Origin of the sequence: Nonomuraea aurantiaca (assembly GCF_020215705.1) — a bacterium.
Taxonomy (GTDB): domain Bacteria; phylum Actinomycetota; class Actinomycetes; order Streptosporangiales; family Streptosporangiaceae; genus Nonomuraea; species Nonomuraea aurantiaca.
Genome location: NZ_JAIWNB010000012.1, coordinates 250248 through 265511, shown reverse-complemented (window position 1 = coordinate 265511; position 15264 = coordinate 250248). Strand labels below are relative to the sequence as shown.

The following is a 15264-nucleotide window of genomic DNA, read 5'->3' as shown; positions in this document are numbered from 1 at the left end:
AGTCAGTACAAAGATAGGGCAGTCCGCATGACCGCACTCAAGGAGATGTGGTGGCATTCGTCACCTTTTGCGACTACGAACAGCCCGGCGGCGGTTGGTACCACTGGCGAGCATGCGCATCACGGCGATCACGCGCTCACCTCCGCCGTGAGCATGTGTAGGACGGCGATGGCGCGCCGGACGGCGATCACGCGGCCACCTCCGCCGCGAGTTCGCCGTCGCGCGAGACGAGCTCCCGGTCGGCGTAGGCGGCCACCCGGTTGTCGTGCGTGACGATCACCAGGGTGATGCCGTCCGCGCGGGCCGTATGGGTGAGCTCGTCCATCAGCTGTTCGCCGGCCAGCGAGTCGAGCGCGCCGGTCGGCTCGTCGGCGAAGACCACGCGGGGGCCGGTGACCAGCGCGCGGGCCATGGCGACGCGCTGTGCCTGGCCGCCGGACAGCGTGCCGGGCCGCTGGTCGCCGCAGTCGGCCGCGTTCAGGCGTTCCAGCCAGGAGCGGGCGGTGTTCAGCGACTCCTGGCGGCCGTGCCTGTCGAACAGCAGCGGCAGCGCCACGTTCTCCGTCGCGGTCAGCTCGGGCACCAACTGGCCGAACTGGAAGACGACGCCGAAGCTCCGCCTGCGCAGGTCGTACGCTCGCTCTCGCCGAGCGTGTCGATCCGCTTGCCGGCGAACAGGACCTCGCCCGACTCCGGGCGGATGATCCCGGCCAGGCAGTGCAGCAGGGTGGATTTGCCGGAGCCGCTCGGTCCGGTGATCGCCACGATCTCGCCCGCGCCGATCTCCAGGGGCACCCCGTCTAAGGCGACGGTCCGGGCGAATGTCTGGCGCAGCGCGCGTGCTTCAAGCATGGGAGTCCTCCTTCAGATCGGCCAGTCGTCGCATGGCCGTCTCGATCCAGCGCAGGTCGGCGTCGAGGTGCTGGAGCGCGTAGTCGGCGGCCAGCGCCTGGGCGGGGGAGCCCGCCGAGCGCTCCGCGGTGAGCTCGCGCATCCGCGCCAGATGCGCGGCCCGCTGCCGGGCCAGGTAGCCGTCGGCGGCGCCGTTGGCCACGGACGCCACCACCACGCGCGACAGTAGCGCGCTGGACAGATGCGGCGCGGGCGCCTCCACCCCGTCCAGCCACCGGGTGAGCTCGGCGTGCCCTTCGCCGGTGATGGCGTACACCGTGCGTTCCGGGCCGCCGTCCTGCACCGTCTCCGCGACTTCGGCGAACCCGTCGCGCTGCAGGCGCTGCAGTGTCGCGTACACCTGGCCGTAGGCGAGCGGCTTGGCGCCGGGCAGGCGCCGGTCGTGCTCGCGTTTGAGTTCGTATCCATGCTTCGGGCGCTCCATGAGCAGCCCGAGCATCACATGTCCGGTCGACATGGCCAGGACTATACATTGAATGAATAGTGAGGGATTTTCGGAGGCAGGGGGCTACTTCGCGAGAGATTTAACGCAATCGCCTGTGAGTTTTAACTTAAGTCTTGTTAGGAGCCTGGCTGCTTGCTAGAAAGTGAGGGCTTTCGACCCCCCAGCTCTTAGGAAGCCCATGCATCGTCCCTCACGCCGATCCTTCCTCGGGATCGGCGGCTCCGCCCTTGCCCTGGCCTTCACCACCAACCTCGCCGACCCCTGGACGGCCCAGGCCACCGCCAGGGCCGACTACCCCTTCCAGTTAGGTGTCGCCTCCGGAGATCCACTGCCCGACCGGGTGATCCTCTGGACGCGCCTGGCCGTGAGCCCGCTGGAGCCGCTTGGCGGCATGCCGTACGGCAGGATCAAGGTCGACTGGGAGATCGCGGAAGACGAGGCGTTCACCCGCCGGGCCGGGCACGGCTCCGCGTGGGCCACGCCCGAGTACGGTCACTCGGTCCACGTGGACGCCACGGGGCTGCGGCCCGGCCGCGAGTACTTCTACCGCTTCCGCACCGGCGGCCAGATCAGCCCGGTCGGCCGGACCAAGACCGCCCCGGCGGCCAGAAGCAGGCCCGATGCCCTGAAGCTGGCCTTCGCCTCGTGCGCCCTGTGGCAGGACGGCTACTACAGCGCCTACCGCCACCTCGCGGAGGAGGAGCCCGATGTGGTCTTCCACCTCGGCGACTACATCTACGAGTTCGGCATCGTGCCCACCGGCGGCCTGCGCAACACCCCGGTGCCCGAGCAGTACCGGGTGCAGTGCGACACCCTCGACCGCTTCCGCATCCAGTACGGCCTCTACAAGAGCGACCCCGACCTCCAGGCCGCCCACCACCGCGCGCCGTGGATCGTCACCTGGGACGACCACGAGGTGCTGGACAACTGGGCGGGCAAGTACGGTCCCGGCGGCGAGGTGACCGAGCAGGACTACCTGGTGATCCGCGCCAACGCCTTCCGGGCCTACTGGGAGAACATGCCCATCAGGGTGCCCGCCGTGCAGGGCCCCGACGCCCGGATCTACCGCCGGTTCACCTTCGGCGACCTCGCCGAGTTCAACGTGCTGGACACCCGGCAGTACCGCGACGACCAGGCCTGCGGCGACGGCCAGCAGATCGACTGCGCCGACCGGCTCGACCCGGCCCGGCAGATGCTCGGCGCCGAGCAGGAGAAGTGGCTGCTCGACGGCCTGGACAGGTCCCGCGCCAAGTGGAACGTGCTGGCCCAGCAGATCGCCATGATCCAGCTCGACTTCGACCCCGGACCCGCCCAGAAGCTCAGCATGGACCTCTGGGACGGCTACAAGGCCGCCAAGGACCGCGTCATCAACGGCATGATCGACCGCGAGGTCAGCAACCCCGTGGTGCTGACCGGTGACATCCACTACAACATGGCCGGCGAGCTCAAGGCGAACTTCGACGACCCCGCCTCGCGCACGGTCGGCGTGGAGTTCATCGGCACCTCGGTCAGCAGCGGCGGCAACGGCAACGCCACCACCGGGCTGCCGGCCGGGGGCAGCGACCCGGTCAACCCGCACCTCAGGTTCTCCAGCTACCAGCGCGGTTACGTCTCCTGCGAGGTCACCCGGAGCCAGTGGCGGGCCGACTTCAAGGTCGTCCCGTACGTCGACAAGCCAGGCGCGCCCGTCTCCACCAGGGCCAGCCTCGTGACCCTCGACGGCGCCCCCGGCCTGCAAGCGCTCTGACCCCGGAAGGAAACGAACATGCGACACCTCACCGCCGCGCTGGCCGTCGCCGCCGTCACGGTCCTGACCGGGCCGGGCGCGCACGCGGCCGTTCCGCAACAAGATCCCTCACCCGCCGCCCAGCCGCCCGAACAGCAGCCCGCCTCCGTCACCTCGATCGACGTCAGACCGGGCAAGTCCAAGGGCACCGGCAAGCTGACCCCCATCGCGGGCGCCGACAAGCTCGTCGCGCCGCTCGGCGTGGACCCCGCCTGCCCGGCCAAGATCGAGATCGGCATGCGCAGCGACGCCAAGAAGGCCGCGTACTCCGACATGCACGTGGAGATCGACCCGCCGCTCAGCGCCTCCCGCTCGCTCCTGTCCAGCTACCTGCCTCCCGGCTACGAACTCGGCGCGAAACTGCTGGTCGCCGTCCCGCCGGCCACCCCAGAGGGCCAGTACGGCCTGCGCCTGCGCGCCGGGGACCGCACGCTGGCCGTACCCGTCGAGGTGGTGACCCCGGACAAGCTCGACAACGGCGGCAACCTCGCGCTGCGGCGGCAGGTCACCGCCTCCTCCCAGCACGTCAACGCCAACTACCCGCCCTGCAGCATCGCCGACGGCGACAACGGCTCCAACGGCTGGGCCGGCGGCAACGGCTGGAACGACGCCACCGCCAGAGCCTGGCCGGACACCGTGGCCATCGCGCTGGGCGGCGCCAAGCAGGTCTCCCGCGTGGACCTGTACACGCTGAGCACCGAACGGTACCCGGCCTCGACCTTCGGGCTGCGCGACTGGGACGTCCAGGTCCAGGTGGCGGGTCAGTGGCAGACGGTCGCCCAGGTGCGCGGCAACACCGCCGGCAACGCCCGTTCGGACTTCGCGCCGGTCACGGCGGACGCCGTCCGCATCGTCGCGCTGGCCTCGAACGGCGCCAACGACTACACCCGCATCGTCGAGGTCGAGGTGCGCTGACACCCGGCGATCATCGTCTGGTCAGGACTTCCGACTCCCAAAGGTCGCGATAGTAGCCCGGCGTGGTGACGAGATCGTCGTGGTGGCCGCGCTGAACCACCCGCCCGTCCTCCAGCACGACGATCTCGTCCACCTGTTCCAAGCCCCTGAGCCGGTGGGTGACCAGCAGGGTGGTGCGGTCGTGTGTCACGTCGAGCAGGTCGGCCATGAGCGCGTCGGCGGTCTCCTCGTCGAGCGCCTCGGCCGGCTCGTCGAGCAGCAGCACCGGCGGGTCGTACAGCAGCGCCCTGGCCAGGGCCAGCCGCTGCAACTGCCCGCCGGACACGGTCCGGCCGTCCTCTCCCAGCTCGGCCTCCCACCCGGCCCGCTCGACCCACTCCTCCAGACGGGCATCTCGTACAGCCTTCCGCAGCGCCTCGTCATCGGCCTCGGGAGCGGCGAGCCGCAGGTTGGCGCGCAGGGTGGTCTGGAAGATGTAGGGGTCCTGGGTGAGGCCCGTCATCATGGCCCGTACGTCGTCCGAGGCCAGCCGCCGGATGTCCACGCCGTTGAGCCGGATGGCGCCGGACTCGGGCTCGACCAGGCGCATCAGCGCGGCCAGCAGGGTGCTCTTCCCGGCCCCGCTCGGCCCCACCAGGGCCACCCGCTTGCCGGGGATCAGGCTCAATGAGACCCCGTCGACGGCCGCCCGCTGCTCCGGCGCGTGCCGTACGACCAGGTCGTCGATCTCGACCGTCAGCGGCGGCTGCGGGAGAGGGGATGGCGGCTGAGCGGACGGTGCGGGAGCCGACTGCGGGGAAGCGGATGGTGCGGGAGTCGACTGCGGGGGAGTGGACTGTGCCGGACTGGATGGCTGGGGAGTGGACGCGGTGTCCGGCTCGGTGACGGCGGGTGGGGTGGCGCTCACCTCGCGCAGGCGTCTGAGCGCGGCCAGGACGCCCGCCAGGCGTTCGCCCGCCGCCGCCAGCGGCAGCACCGGCTCGAAGGAGACCAGCGCGGTCAGGGCGAGCACCGCCATGGCCACCCGGTCGGTCCCCGCGGCCTGGGCGAGCAGTACGACCGCCGCCACCGTCAAGCCCTGCACCAGCGTGCCGACCGCCAGGGCGGCGGCGTGGACGCGGGCTTGGCGGCGCTCCAGCCCGGCCAGGGCCTCGTCGGCGGCGCGGGCCTGGGCGAGGGCGCGGTCACCGGCGCCGTACGCGGCCAGGTCGGCGGAGCCGTGGACCAGGTCGGCGACCCGCTCGGCGAGGGCGGCTCTGGCGGGGGCGATCCTGGCCGACCAGCGGCGCGCGGCGGCGGCCGTGGCGGCGGGCAGCAGGACACCCGCCACGACCAGCCCCGCCAGCAGGGCCAGGGCCGCGACGGGGAGCAAGGTGAGGCCGATGACCACGGCGGCCAGACCTGCGAGCGCGGCGGCGGTGGCGGGGAGCAGGCAGCGCACCAGGAGGTCCTGGACGGCCTCGGTGTCGTCCACCATCCGGCTGAGCAGGTCGGCGCCGCCGTGCCGGGGCTGTCGCGGGGGGATGAGGGCCTGGTAGAGGCGTTCGCGGGTGCCGGCCTGGGCGCGCAGCGCGACATCGTGGCCGGTGAGCCGCTCGGCGTAGCGGAAGACGCCCTTGCTGGTGGCGAACGCCCTGGTGGCCACGATGGCCACGCTCAACGCGGCCAGCTCCGGCTGCTCGGCGGCCCGCGCGATCAGCCACGCCGCCGCCGCGATCAGGCCCAGCCCGGCCAGGTCGGCCGCCGCTCCGGCCAGCACCGCCCAGGTGAGCCGCAGGCCCATGCGCCGGTTCATCGCTCGCCTCTCATGGCCGTGTTCGTATCGAGGTCGGTGCGGGTCGTGCTCGTATCGAGGTCGGTATGGGCCGTGCCCGTACCGAGGCGGGAGCGGTCGGCGATCACCCGGCCCTCGTGGATGCGGACGACCCGGTCGGCGAGGTCGATCATGGCCGGTCGGTGCGCCACGATGATCGCGGTGCGGTCCCGGGCCAGGTCGGCGGTGGCCGTCACCACGGCCGCCTCGCTGCGGCCGTCGAGCCGGGCCGTGGGCTCGTCCAGCAGCAGGACCGAGGTGTCCGGGCGGCAGAAGGCCCGCGCCAGGGCCACGCGCTGCCGCTGCCCGGCGGACAGGTTCGCGCCCCGTTCGCCCACCGCCGTGTCGTAGCCGTCGGGGAGCGCCTGGATGAAGTCGTCGGCGTAGGCGGCCGCGGCGGCCCGCCGTACCTGCTCCAGGGAGGCGGACGGGGCGCCGAGACGGATGTTGCCGGCGACCGAGGTGGCGAACAGGTGCGGGCGCTGCGGGACGAAGGCCAGCCTGTCGCGCCAGGCGTCCAGGTCGAGGTCGCGCAGGTCGGTGCCGTCGACGAGGACCCTGCCTTCGGACGGCTGGACGAAGCCCAGGATGAGATGCAGGAGGGTGCTCTTGCCGCCGCCGCTCTCGCCGACCAGGGCCACGCGTTCGCCGGGCTCGATGGTGAGCGAGACGTGTTCGAGCGCCGGGTCGTCGCGGCCGGGGTAGCGGACGGTGACGTCCTCCAGGCGGATCTCCGGGGCCTCGACGCTCTCCGGCGGTCGCTTCCGAGACGTGACCGCGCCGACGGCCGCAGGCCCGGCGTCCAGCACGGTCGCGGGCTCGGCGTCCAGTACGGCGAAGGCCGCGTCCGCAGCCGCCACCCCCTCCATAGAGGCGTGGAAGCGGGTGCCCATGGCCCGCAGCGGCAGGTACGCCTCCGGAGCCAGCAGCAGCACCAGCAGCGCCGTCGACAGGTCCAGCGACCCGCCCAGCAGCCGCAGCCCGATCGGCACCGCCACCAGGGCCAGCGACAGCGACGCGCACAGCTCCAGCACCAGCGACGACAGGAACGCCACCCGCAACGTACGCATGGTGGTGGCGCGGTGCGCGTCGGCCACCTGCTGGATGACCGTCGCCTGGTAGCGGGCCCGGCCGAAGGCACGCAGCGTGGGCAGGCCGCGTACGACGTCGAGGAAGTGCCCGCCGAGCCGCGACAGCGCGCGGAACTGCTGCTCCGTGACGGCCTTGGTGGTCATCCCCACGAGCGCCCCGAAGAGCGGGATCAGCGGCAATGTGACCAGTACGATCGCCGCACTCGCCAGGTCGGCGGCGAACAGCCGGACGAGCACCGCCAGCGGCACCACCGCCGCGACGGCGATCGAGGGCAGGTAGCCGGTCAGGTAGGCGTCGAGCCGGTCGAGGCCGCGTCCCGTGAGCGTGACCAGCTCACCCGAGCGGTGACCGGCGAGCCTGGCCGGACCCAGCTCCTGCAGCCTGGCCAGCAGCCGGTGCCGGAGCGCGGACTTGACGCCCGTCGCCGTACGCCCGGCGAAGATGCCCTGCGTCCATCCCAGCAGCGCGCGGAGGCCCACCACGGCGGCCAGGCCCGCCAGCGCCACGGTCGTGAACCGACCGGACAGGACCCCCGCCAGCAGCTCCGCCTGCGCGAGCACGAGCAGCCCGGCCGCCATCGCCGCCGCGAAGGTGACGGCCAGGTGGCGCCGCACCGACTGCTCGGCCCGCATGAGCCGCAGGAGATCTTTGTGCACGAGCCCTCAAAAGAACGACGGGATCCGGACGGCGTCCTTGCCTGGACGGAAAGTGCGCCACACCCATCCTTGCGCGATGAGGACGATGGGCGCGAACGGCAGCGTCATGACACTCAGCACATTCAGCGTCTCGGCCGGCGCGGTGTGGTCCAGCAGGTACGGCATGCTGCCCAGGAGCACCCCGACGGCGGGGACCGCGGCCACCACGCCGGACAGGGCCAGCGCGCGCCCCGAGCGGGTGACACCGGCCAGGCCGGGGGAGCGCCAGGCCAGGAACGTCCACCCGTGGAAGGCCAGCAGCAGCGTCACCACCACGCCCAGCATCAACCCCACCGGGTTCAGCAAGGAGGAGGTGAACCCGGTGGCCGCCGCGTACAGGGCCACCCCCCAGCCGAACGAGAGCCCCAGCGAGCCGAGCGCGATCATCAGGTCCCAGAAGCCCCGCCAGGCCGCGCCCCCGATCCGGCGGCGGAACCACAGCCCGGCGTCCCGCAGGATCCAGGACAGCAGCATGGCCACCACCACCGGATACAGCCCGAACAGCACCTCGCCCTCAAGCGCCGGATAGACGCCGAACAGCGTGCCGGCGACCGCCACCAGCCACACCTCGTTCGCCAGCACGAACGGGGCCATGGCCGCCACCATGCGATCCCTGCTGTCGCCCGACTTGCCGAGGATCGGCAGCAGGAGCCCGACCCCCAGGTCGAAGCCCTCCAGCGCGAAGTATCCGGCCAGCAGCAGCGTGAAGCAGGCGAACCAGATCAGTTCCATGTCACGACTCCTAGTAGGTCAGGGCGGGTTCGCGGACGGCGCCGAGATCGAGCTCGCGCGGCCCGCGCCTGACCACCCTGGCGATGAGGACGTAGTCGACGATCGCCAGCAGCACCAGCACGCCCACGAAGGCGATCAGTGAGCCGGTGATCATCGGCGGGGTGAGGCCGGGCGTCATGGCGTCGGCGACGGTGAGCTTCTGCCAGATCATCCACGGCTGCCGCCCGACCTCTCTGGCCAGCCAGCCCATGATGGCCAGGACGAACGGCAGCGGCGTCATCAGCATGAGCAGCGGATGCGTCCACCGCCAGCGCGGCAGCACGCGGATCAGCGGCAGCATCGCGAACAGCACGACGAGCGCGAGCAACTGCCCGATCTCGATCATGATCCCGAGCGGCACCGCCCCCGTGTCGCCCTCGAACTTGCCTTCCTGGATGCCGGCGAACTGGGCGTAGCCGAAGCCGACGGTCAGGAAGATGCCGATCGCGGCCGTGGTCACGCCCGTGCGCAGCGACTTGGTGAAGAACTCCACCTCGGACGTACGGCGGCGCAGCTGGTAGGCGCTCGCCCCGACCAGCACCATCGCCCCGGTGAACAGCCCGGCCCCGATCACGTGCGGGAAGGAGAAGATCAGCGCCTTGTTGGTGAACAGCGCGCCGATGTCGACCAGCTCCATCCGATCGCCTCTGACGACGGCTCCGGCGGGGTTCTGCAGGAAGGAGTTGGCCGCCATGATGAAGAAGGCGCTGCCGTACGCCGTGAGCGTCACGAGCCAGATGCAGGCCAGGTGCGCCCATCGGGGCAGCCGTCCCCAGCCGAAGATCCACAGGCCGAGGAAGGTCGACTCCAGGAAGAACGCCACCAGCGTCTCCATGGCCAGCGGAGCGCCGAAGACGTCGCCCGCGTAGTGCGTCAGCCCGCTCCACGAGAGCCCGAACTGGAACTCCATCACGAGCCCGGTGACGATGCCCAAGGCGTAGTTGATGACATAGACCTGGCCCCAGAACCTGGTCAGCCGCTCGTGCAGCGGCTTGCCCGCCAGCGCCCAGCGCGTGTGCATGATCGCCACCAGCGGTGCGAGCCCCAGCGTGAGCACGACGAACAGGAAGTGCAGGTTCCCTGTCATCGCGAACTGCAACCGGGCCAGTTCCAGCGCGTCCATGCGCCCAACCCCCTTCGTTGTGCCTGTCTACCTATAGGCAGTCTACATATAGACGGCCTACATGTAGACTGGCTACTCAACGAAGGGTTATCTAGGATCGGAGCCATGAACCCCGACGCGCTGCGCGGCCACATGGACGCCCTGCTACTCTCCGTGCTGGAGGGTGAGCCGCTGCACGGCTACGCCATCATCGAGGCCCTGCAGGCACGCAGCGGGGGCGCGCTCAACGTACCGACCGGCACCGTCTATCCGGCGCTGCGCAGGCTGGAGCGGATCGGCTACCTGGCCAGCGAGTGGGCCACGGTCGGAGGCCGCAAGCGACGCACCTACCGCCTGACCGATGCCGGCAGGAAGCAGCTGGAAGGGGAGCGGTCGGCCTGGGCGGAGTTCGCCAGTGTGATCGGCGGAGTGCTACGGCCGGGGATCAGGCAGTCCGGGTGAGGCGCAGACGGCCCGGGTGAGGCGCAGGCAGCGCGTCGCGCCGTAGAGCTGCAGGCCCCAGCAGGCCGACGTCACGAAGTTGGCGAGTACGGTGGGTAGGAAGAAGTCGACGCCCTGCGGCAGATCGGCTCCATAGGTGAGCAGCAGGCTCAGCCCGCCGACCACCGGCAGCATCGCCCAGACGACGATCCCCAGCGTTTTGGTCACCAGATGCGGCCTGAGGTGCCACCGGCCGCCCCGGCTCAGCGCGAACAGCGACAGCCCGCCGAACACGCCCGTGCCCAGCTGCAGGATGTCGAGCGCTCGCGAGACGGGCGAGAACCAGGCGGGCCTGGCGGTCCAGGCGACGGGGTCCATGGGGTAGAAGCGCCAGAGCACCGACCACATCAGCGCGGTCATCGGCACGCTGATGAGCAGTAGCGTGCCCAGCATCCGGCCGGCCGCGACGGTCAGCTCCCGCTGGTAGCCGGACACGATCTCGGGGATCGCGCCGAACTGCCGCACCGCCAACTGCTCGGCCTCGGTCCGGGCCAGACCCTCGGCCTCCAGCGCGTCGGCGGCGTCGGCCAGGCTGTCACGCGCCTCGACGACCAGGTCGCGCTTGGGCCCCGGCGGCCCGGTCAGAGACCTGCCCAGCTCGGCCACGTAGTCGTCGATCCGCATGCCTCCCATCTTACGAAGGCGGGTCCCGGTACGTAATCAGGGATCTCCCCGATGGCTTGATATGTAGGGAAATTCCTACATATAGTGGCCCACATGCCAATCTCCAGCATCACGACCGTGACCGTGCCCGTGTCCGACCAGGAGCGGGCGCTCGCCTTCTATGGCGGCGTCCTGGGTTTCGAGACCCGCACCGACAACCCGTTCCCGATGGGCCGCTGGCTCACGGTTGCGCCGAAGGGGGCCGAGACCACGCTGCTGCTCGCCTCCTGGTTCCCCGACATGGCCCCCCTGGGCGGCCTGGTGGTCGCCGCCGACGACCTCGACGCGCTGGCCGCACGCCTGCGCGAGCACGGTACGGCCTGCCAAGGCCCGACGGACGAGCCGTGGGGCCGTCAGCTGCTGTTCCAGGATCCCGACGGCAACGGGTTCGTGGCCGGTCAGGCATGACCGCCGACCACGTGTTCACCGCGCTGGCCAGCCCGGCCCGGCGGGAGCTGCTGCGGCTGCTGCTCGATGAGGGCAGCCAACCGGCCGGGCGGCTGGCCGAGCGGTTCGACATGAGCCGTCCCAGCGTCTCGGAGCATCTCAAGGTGCTCCGGGATGCCGGGCTGGTGGCCGAGACGCGCCGGGGGAGAGAACGGCTCTATCGGCTGGAGGCGGCGCCGCTCATGGAGATCCGTGAGTGGCTCACGCCGTACGAACGCTTCTGGAGAGAGAAGCTCTCCGGCCTGAGCGACCTGCTCGATGAAATGGAACATCATGAAAGGGAAGACGGAGATGTCTGACGACCTGCGCTCGATCCGGCTGGACCAGTTCCTCACGCACCCGCCCGCGAAGGTGTGGCGGGCGCTGACCGAGCCCGAACTGGTGGCCCGCTGGCTGATGCCCAACGACTTCAGCCCGGAGGTGGGGCACCAGTTCACCTTCACCACCACGCCGGTGAAGCAGACCGGCTTCGAGGGCATCGTCTACTGCGAGGTGCTGGAGCTGGAGCCGGAGAAGCTGCTGAAGATCAGCTGGAGCGATCGCAAGAACGCCGACTGGACCGTCACCTGGCGGCTGGAGCCCGAGGGCACGGGCACCCGGCTCTTCCTCGACCACGAGGGCTTCGATCCCGACGACGCCATGCAGCAGATGTCCCGCAAGATCATGGGCGGCGGCTGGCGCTCCATGCACTTCGCCGCCATCGGCAAGGTCCTCGACGAGTTGTGACGGACGGCTTGTGAGCGGACGGCGTCTATGGGTGGACGGCGGGGGCGGGTTGTTCGGCGTCGCGTTCGGCGTGTGAGGTCGAGGTCCAGAACAGCGCGCCCACGGTGATCGCCATCAGCAGAGCGAGCCAGCCCGCGGCCCGGCCCATCCGCATGCCGTACCCCCACAGCAGCCACGAAAGGGACAGCCACCACCGGCGGCCCGCCTGGCGGCGCATCTCCATCGCCGCGAACGCGAAGTCGGCCGACGTGCCCACGTCGTCGACCTGGGAGCGCAACCCGGAGTAGAGGGCGGCCAGCCGGTCGGGTCCGGTGGGCGGGTCCTGCGCCGTCGGAGCGCCGTACGCGGCCGGCCGGTGGGCCGGGCTCTTGTCCGGAGCGGTGGCGGGGGGAGCCCAGCCGCGCATCGTGTGCTCGTCGGCCAGCGCGCTGCGCCGGGAGAACCAGCGCAGCATCGGCCAGTGCAGGCTCACCCGCACCCCGCGCGGGGTCAGCGCGAACGTGCAGTTCTTGACCCGGACCGCGGCCGGGCGGGCCAGCCCGGCGAACCGGCAGCCCGACAGGTCGAGGCCGAACAGCGCCAGGTCGGCCGCGTCGACGTGCCGCAGCGAGGTCAGCGCGGACCGGCCGCGCCCGGTCACGATCGCGGGCCCGCGCAGCACCGACCCCTCCAGGTCGGCATGGGAGTCGACGAGCCGGATCGTCGTCGCGCCGGTGACCTCCATCCGCCGCAGGTTCGCGCGGCCGGAGGCGACGGCCACGTCGAGCGTGCCGTCGGCGCGGGCCCGGGAGGCGGAGAGCCGCCCGCTGACCGAGAGGTAGGCGTCGGCCGCGAAGTGCGCGGTGTCGAACCCGGCGGGGCCGCTGACCTTGCGGAAGGACAGCGTGCGGCCGAACCTGGCGCCGCGGAAGCTCGCGCCGTCGCCCAGCACGGCGCCGTCGAAGGTGGCGTAGCCGTCGAACCTGGCCCGCTCGCACGACATCCCGTGGCCGAACACGGCCTGGCTGAACAGCGCGTCCCGCGACATCACCGCCCGGTCCAGCGACAGGTGGCCGCGCACGCGGACGCCGTGGAAGGAAAGCTCGCGGGCGAAGCCGGCTCCGGCCAGCGAGACGTTGCCCTCGAACCGGGCGCCGAAGAACGAGGCCAGCCGCTCGAACCGGGCGCCGTCGAGCGACACGTCGCCGGCGAAGGTCACGCCGGACAGCCGTACGTCGCCGGTGAACGTGACCCGGTCCAGCCGGGCCCGGCCGGGCCGGCCGCCCGTCACCTCGATGATCCTGCCGAGCAGCGCGCCGCTGATCGGTGTGCCGCGCAGGTCGAGCAGGCGGCCGGGAGCCATCTCGTCGAGTCTCTCGGCTACTTCGTCCGGTTGCAGATGTGCCAGGCAACGGTCGTACGGCTGGTGGGCGATTCCCGAGCAGGCTGCCGAATAGGCGCAGGTGACCCAGTCCATGCAGTCCTCATACCCGCACGGGGGCAGTGTCAAGGTTCGATGATTTAATGTTCTAGCCACTTTTTAGTGGAAATCTGTGACCGCAATTCCCTCTAAAGTGCTGGTCATGCGTGTTTTATCCAGAACTTTTCTCGTCGCGTTCGCCGTGGCGGCCGCCCTCCCCGGCACGCCGGCGCTCGCCGCGGCACCGGCCACCGCGTGCGACACGCCGCCGAGCCGGCGCATCTCGGAGGTGCAGGGCAGCGGTGACGCCAGCCCCCTGGCCGGGCAGAGCGTCACCGTCGAAGGCATCGTCACCGGCGACTTCCAGCGCGGCGACCAGCTGAGCGGGTTCTTCCTGCAGGACCCGAAGCCGGACGCCGACCCGAAGACCTCCGAAGGGCTGTTCGCCTACGCGCGCGACACCTTCAAGGATGTCGCGGCGGGCGACCGGGTGCTCGTGACGGGCAAGGTGACGGAGTACAACGGCTGGACGGAGCTGTCACCGGTCACCGCGGTGGACGTCTGCGGCACCGGCTCGGTGGCGGCTCAGCCGTACAAGCTGCCGGATGACGGGCGCGAGTCCGTCGAGAACATGCTGCTCACCTTCCCGCAGCCGCTGACCGTCAGCGAGCACTACAACCTGGGCCGCTACGGCGAGGTCACCGTCTCCTCCGGCGGGCGGCTGTTCCAGCCGACGGACCGGCCCGGCGTGGACGCGGCGCTGAACAAGCGGCGCTCGCTGCTCATCGACGACGGCTCCGGCAGGGAGAACCCGGCCACCCTGCCGCCCATCGTGCGGACCGGCGATCTGGCCGCGGGCATCACCGGCGTGCTCGGCTACGGGTTCGGCACCTACCGCCTGCAGCCAACCAAGCCGATCAGCTACCACAACACCAACCCCCGGACGCCCCGGCCCTTCCCGGTCATCGGCAACGTCAAGGTGGCCTCGTTCAACACGCTGAACTGGTTCACCACGCTCGGCTCGCGCGGCGCCACCAACGCCGTGGAGCAGCAGCGGCAGCTGGCCAAGCTGGTGGCGGCGCTGAAGGGGCTCAACGCCGACGCCGTCGGCCTCATGGAGGTCGAGAACAACGGTCAGACGGCGCTCCAGACCCTCGTGGACGCCGTCAACGCCGAGGTCGGCGCGGGTACGTACGCGGCGCTCCAGCACCCCTACCCCGGCACGGACGCCATCCAGGTCGCGGTGATCTACAAGCCGGCCAAGCTGACGCCCGTCGGCGCTCCCCAGGCGTCGCAGGACGCGGTGTTCAGCCGGCCGCCGCTGATCCAGACGTTCCGCAGGAAGGCGGGCGGCCAGCCGTTCACGATGGTCGTCAACCACCTCAAGTCCAAGGGCACCTGCCCGGCCGACGGCCCCGACGCCGACCAGGGCGACGGGCAGAGCTGCTGGAACGCCACCCGCGTCAAGCAGGCGCAGGCGCTGCTCGGCCTGGTGAAGGACCTGCCGAACCCGGTGGTGCTCGGCGACCTCAACGCCTACGGCGAGGAGGACCCGATCCACACGCTGGAGGCGGGCGGGCTGACCAGCCTGACCAAGAGGTTCGTGCCGGCGCCGCAGCGCTACAGCTACCTGTTCGACGGCCTGGCCGGAGAGCTCGACCACGCGCTGGTCGGGCGGCAGCTGCTCAAGCGGGTCACCAGCGCGACGATCTGGCACATCAACTCGGACGAACCACGCATTCTCGATTACAACACCGAGTACAACCCGGCGTCCCTGTACAAGCCGGACGCCTTCCGGGCCAGCGACCACGACCCGCTCATCATCGGCCTCACCCTGCCGGGCCGCTGATCCTCTCGTCACGGGCGGCCCGCATTCCGTGCGGGCCGCCCGTGTTCCGTACGGGCGGTCTGTTTCCCGTACGGGCCGCCTGCGACGTGGACATCGGGTGCTTCCCCGACCCGGGGCGAGCACAGTTGATCATTGCGGGATAATCGAG

16 protein-coding genes are annotated in these 15264 nt (G+C 71.0%); 7 read left to right on the top strand and 9 right to left on the bottom strand.

The genetic code is table 11. The annotated features are described in order from the left end of the window. Positions 1 to 187: 187 nt before the first annotated feature. The 3 genes from LDL49_RS59780 to LDL49_RS28175 are packed head-to-tail and all read right to left on the bottom strand — an operon-like array spanning position 188 to position 1369. Positions 188 to 583, bottom strand: coding sequence for an ABC transporter ATP-binding protein (locus LDL49_RS59780; protein ID WP_443689889.1), 396 nt, complete (start codon positions 581 to 583; stop codon positions 188 to 190). Next, on the bottom strand, positions 571 to 852 hold the full coding sequence (locus tag LDL49_RS59775) for an ATP-binding cassette domain-containing protein (RefSeq protein ID WP_443689888.1): 282 nt from the start codon (positions 850 to 852) through the stop codon (positions 571 to 573). Before LDL49_RS59775 ends, LDL49_RS59780 begins: the two co-directional genes overlap by 13 nt. After that, a complete protein-coding gene (locus LDL49_RS28175; protein WP_225295078.1) occupies positions 845 to 1369 on the bottom strand; it encodes a PadR family transcriptional regulator in 525 nt (174 codons plus the stop codon). Before LDL49_RS28175 ends, LDL49_RS59775 begins: the two co-directional genes overlap by 8 nt. A gap of 166 nt (positions 1370 to 1535) precedes the next feature. Between LDL49_RS28175 and LDL49_RS28170 the strand changes: the two genes are divergently transcribed. Then, complete coding sequence (locus LDL49_RS28170) at positions 1536 to 3104, top strand: alkaline phosphatase D family protein (protein WP_225295076.1); 1569 nt, start codon at positions 1536 to 1538, stop codon at positions 3102 to 3104. An 18-nt stretch (positions 3105 to 3122) separates the two neighbouring features. Then, positions 3123 to 4058, top strand: a complete 936-nt coding sequence (locus LDL49_RS28165; protein WP_225295075.1) for a discoidin domain-containing protein — start codon at positions 3123 to 3125, stop codon at positions 4056 to 4058. A 10-nt stretch (positions 4059 to 4068) separates the two neighbouring features. Here the strand turns inward: LDL49_RS28165 and cydC are convergent, their stop codons facing one another. Genes cydC through LDL49_RS28145 form a run of 4 tightly spaced genes read right to left on the bottom strand, consistent with a single transcriptional unit; the run spans position 4069 to position 9552 of the window. After that, positions 4069 to 5853 carry a thiol reductant ABC exporter subunit CydC gene (gene cydC, locus LDL49_RS28160; protein ID WP_225295072.1) on the bottom strand — a complete coding sequence of 595 codons (1785 nt, stop codon included), beginning with the start codon at positions 5851 to 5853 and terminating at the stop codon, positions 4069 to 4071. After that, a complete protein-coding gene (gene cydD, locus LDL49_RS28155) occupies positions 5850 to 7619 on the bottom strand; it encodes a thiol reductant ABC exporter subunit CydD (protein WP_225295070.1) in 1770 nt (589 codons plus the stop codon). The genes cydC and cydD overlap by 4 nt, the downstream gene beginning before the upstream one ends. A 6-nt stretch (positions 7620 to 7625) precedes the next feature. Then, positions 7626 to 8390, bottom strand: coding sequence for a cytochrome d ubiquinol oxidase subunit II (locus LDL49_RS28150; protein WP_225295068.1), 765 nt, complete (start codon positions 8388 to 8390; stop codon positions 7626 to 7628). 10 nt (positions 8391 to 8400) lie between these two features. Next, a complete protein-coding gene (locus LDL49_RS28145; protein ID WP_225295067.1) occupies positions 8401 to 9552 on the bottom strand; it encodes a cytochrome ubiquinol oxidase subunit I in 1152 nt (383 codons plus the stop codon). Positions 9553 to 9657: 105 nt separating this feature from the next. Between LDL49_RS28145 and LDL49_RS28140 the strand changes: the two genes are divergently transcribed. Then, positions 9658 to 9993 (top strand): PadR family transcriptional regulator, encoded by a 336-nt coding sequence (locus LDL49_RS28140; protein WP_225295065.1) that lies wholly within the window; start codon positions 9658 to 9660, stop codon positions 9991 to 9993. Here LDL49_RS28140 and LDL49_RS28135 read toward each other — a convergent pair. After that, positions 9964 to 10656, bottom strand: coding sequence for a permease prefix domain 1-containing protein (locus LDL49_RS28135; protein ID WP_225295063.1), 693 nt, complete (start codon positions 10654 to 10656; stop codon positions 9964 to 9966). The two genes, LDL49_RS28140 and LDL49_RS28135, sit on opposite strands and share 30 nt — an antisense overlap. A 93-nt stretch (positions 10657 to 10749) precedes the next feature. Here LDL49_RS28135 and LDL49_RS28130 point away from each other — a divergent pair, with 93 nt between their 5' ends. The 3 genes from LDL49_RS28130 to LDL49_RS28120 are packed head-to-tail and all read left to right on the top strand — an operon-like array spanning position 10750 to position 11868. Then, positions 10750 to 11103, top strand: a complete 354-nt coding sequence (locus tag LDL49_RS28130) for a VOC family protein (protein ID WP_225295060.1) — start codon at positions 10750 to 10752, stop codon at positions 11101 to 11103. Continuing rightward, entirely contained in the window at positions 11100 to 11441 is a 342-nt protein-coding gene (locus LDL49_RS28125; protein ID WP_225295058.1) for an ArsR/SmtB family transcription factor, read from the top strand. Before LDL49_RS28130 ends, LDL49_RS28125 begins: the two co-directional genes overlap by 4 nt. Next, complete coding sequence (locus tag LDL49_RS28120; protein WP_225295056.1) at positions 11434 to 11868, top strand: SRPBCC family protein; 435 nt, start codon at positions 11434 to 11436, stop codon at positions 11866 to 11868. The genes LDL49_RS28125 and LDL49_RS28120 overlap by 8 nt, the downstream gene beginning before the upstream one ends. Before the next feature lie 25 nt (positions 11869 to 11893). Here LDL49_RS28120 and LDL49_RS28115 read toward each other — a convergent pair whose 3' ends face one another. Beyond that, the gene (locus LDL49_RS28115; RefSeq protein WP_225295054.1) at positions 11894 to 13324 is read right to left on the bottom strand and encodes a pentapeptide repeat-containing protein; all 1431 of its coding nucleotides are present in this window, start codon (positions 13322 to 13324) and stop codon (positions 11894 to 11896) included. A 106-nt stretch (positions 13325 to 13430) separates the two neighbouring features. Here LDL49_RS28115 and LDL49_RS28110 point away from each other — a divergent pair, with 106 nt between their 5' ends. After that, positions 13431 to 15116, top strand: a complete 1686-nt coding sequence (locus LDL49_RS28110; protein WP_225295052.1) for an ExeM/NucH family extracellular endonuclease — start codon at positions 13431 to 13433, stop codon at positions 15114 to 15116. Positions 15117 to 15264 lie beyond the last annotated feature (148 nt).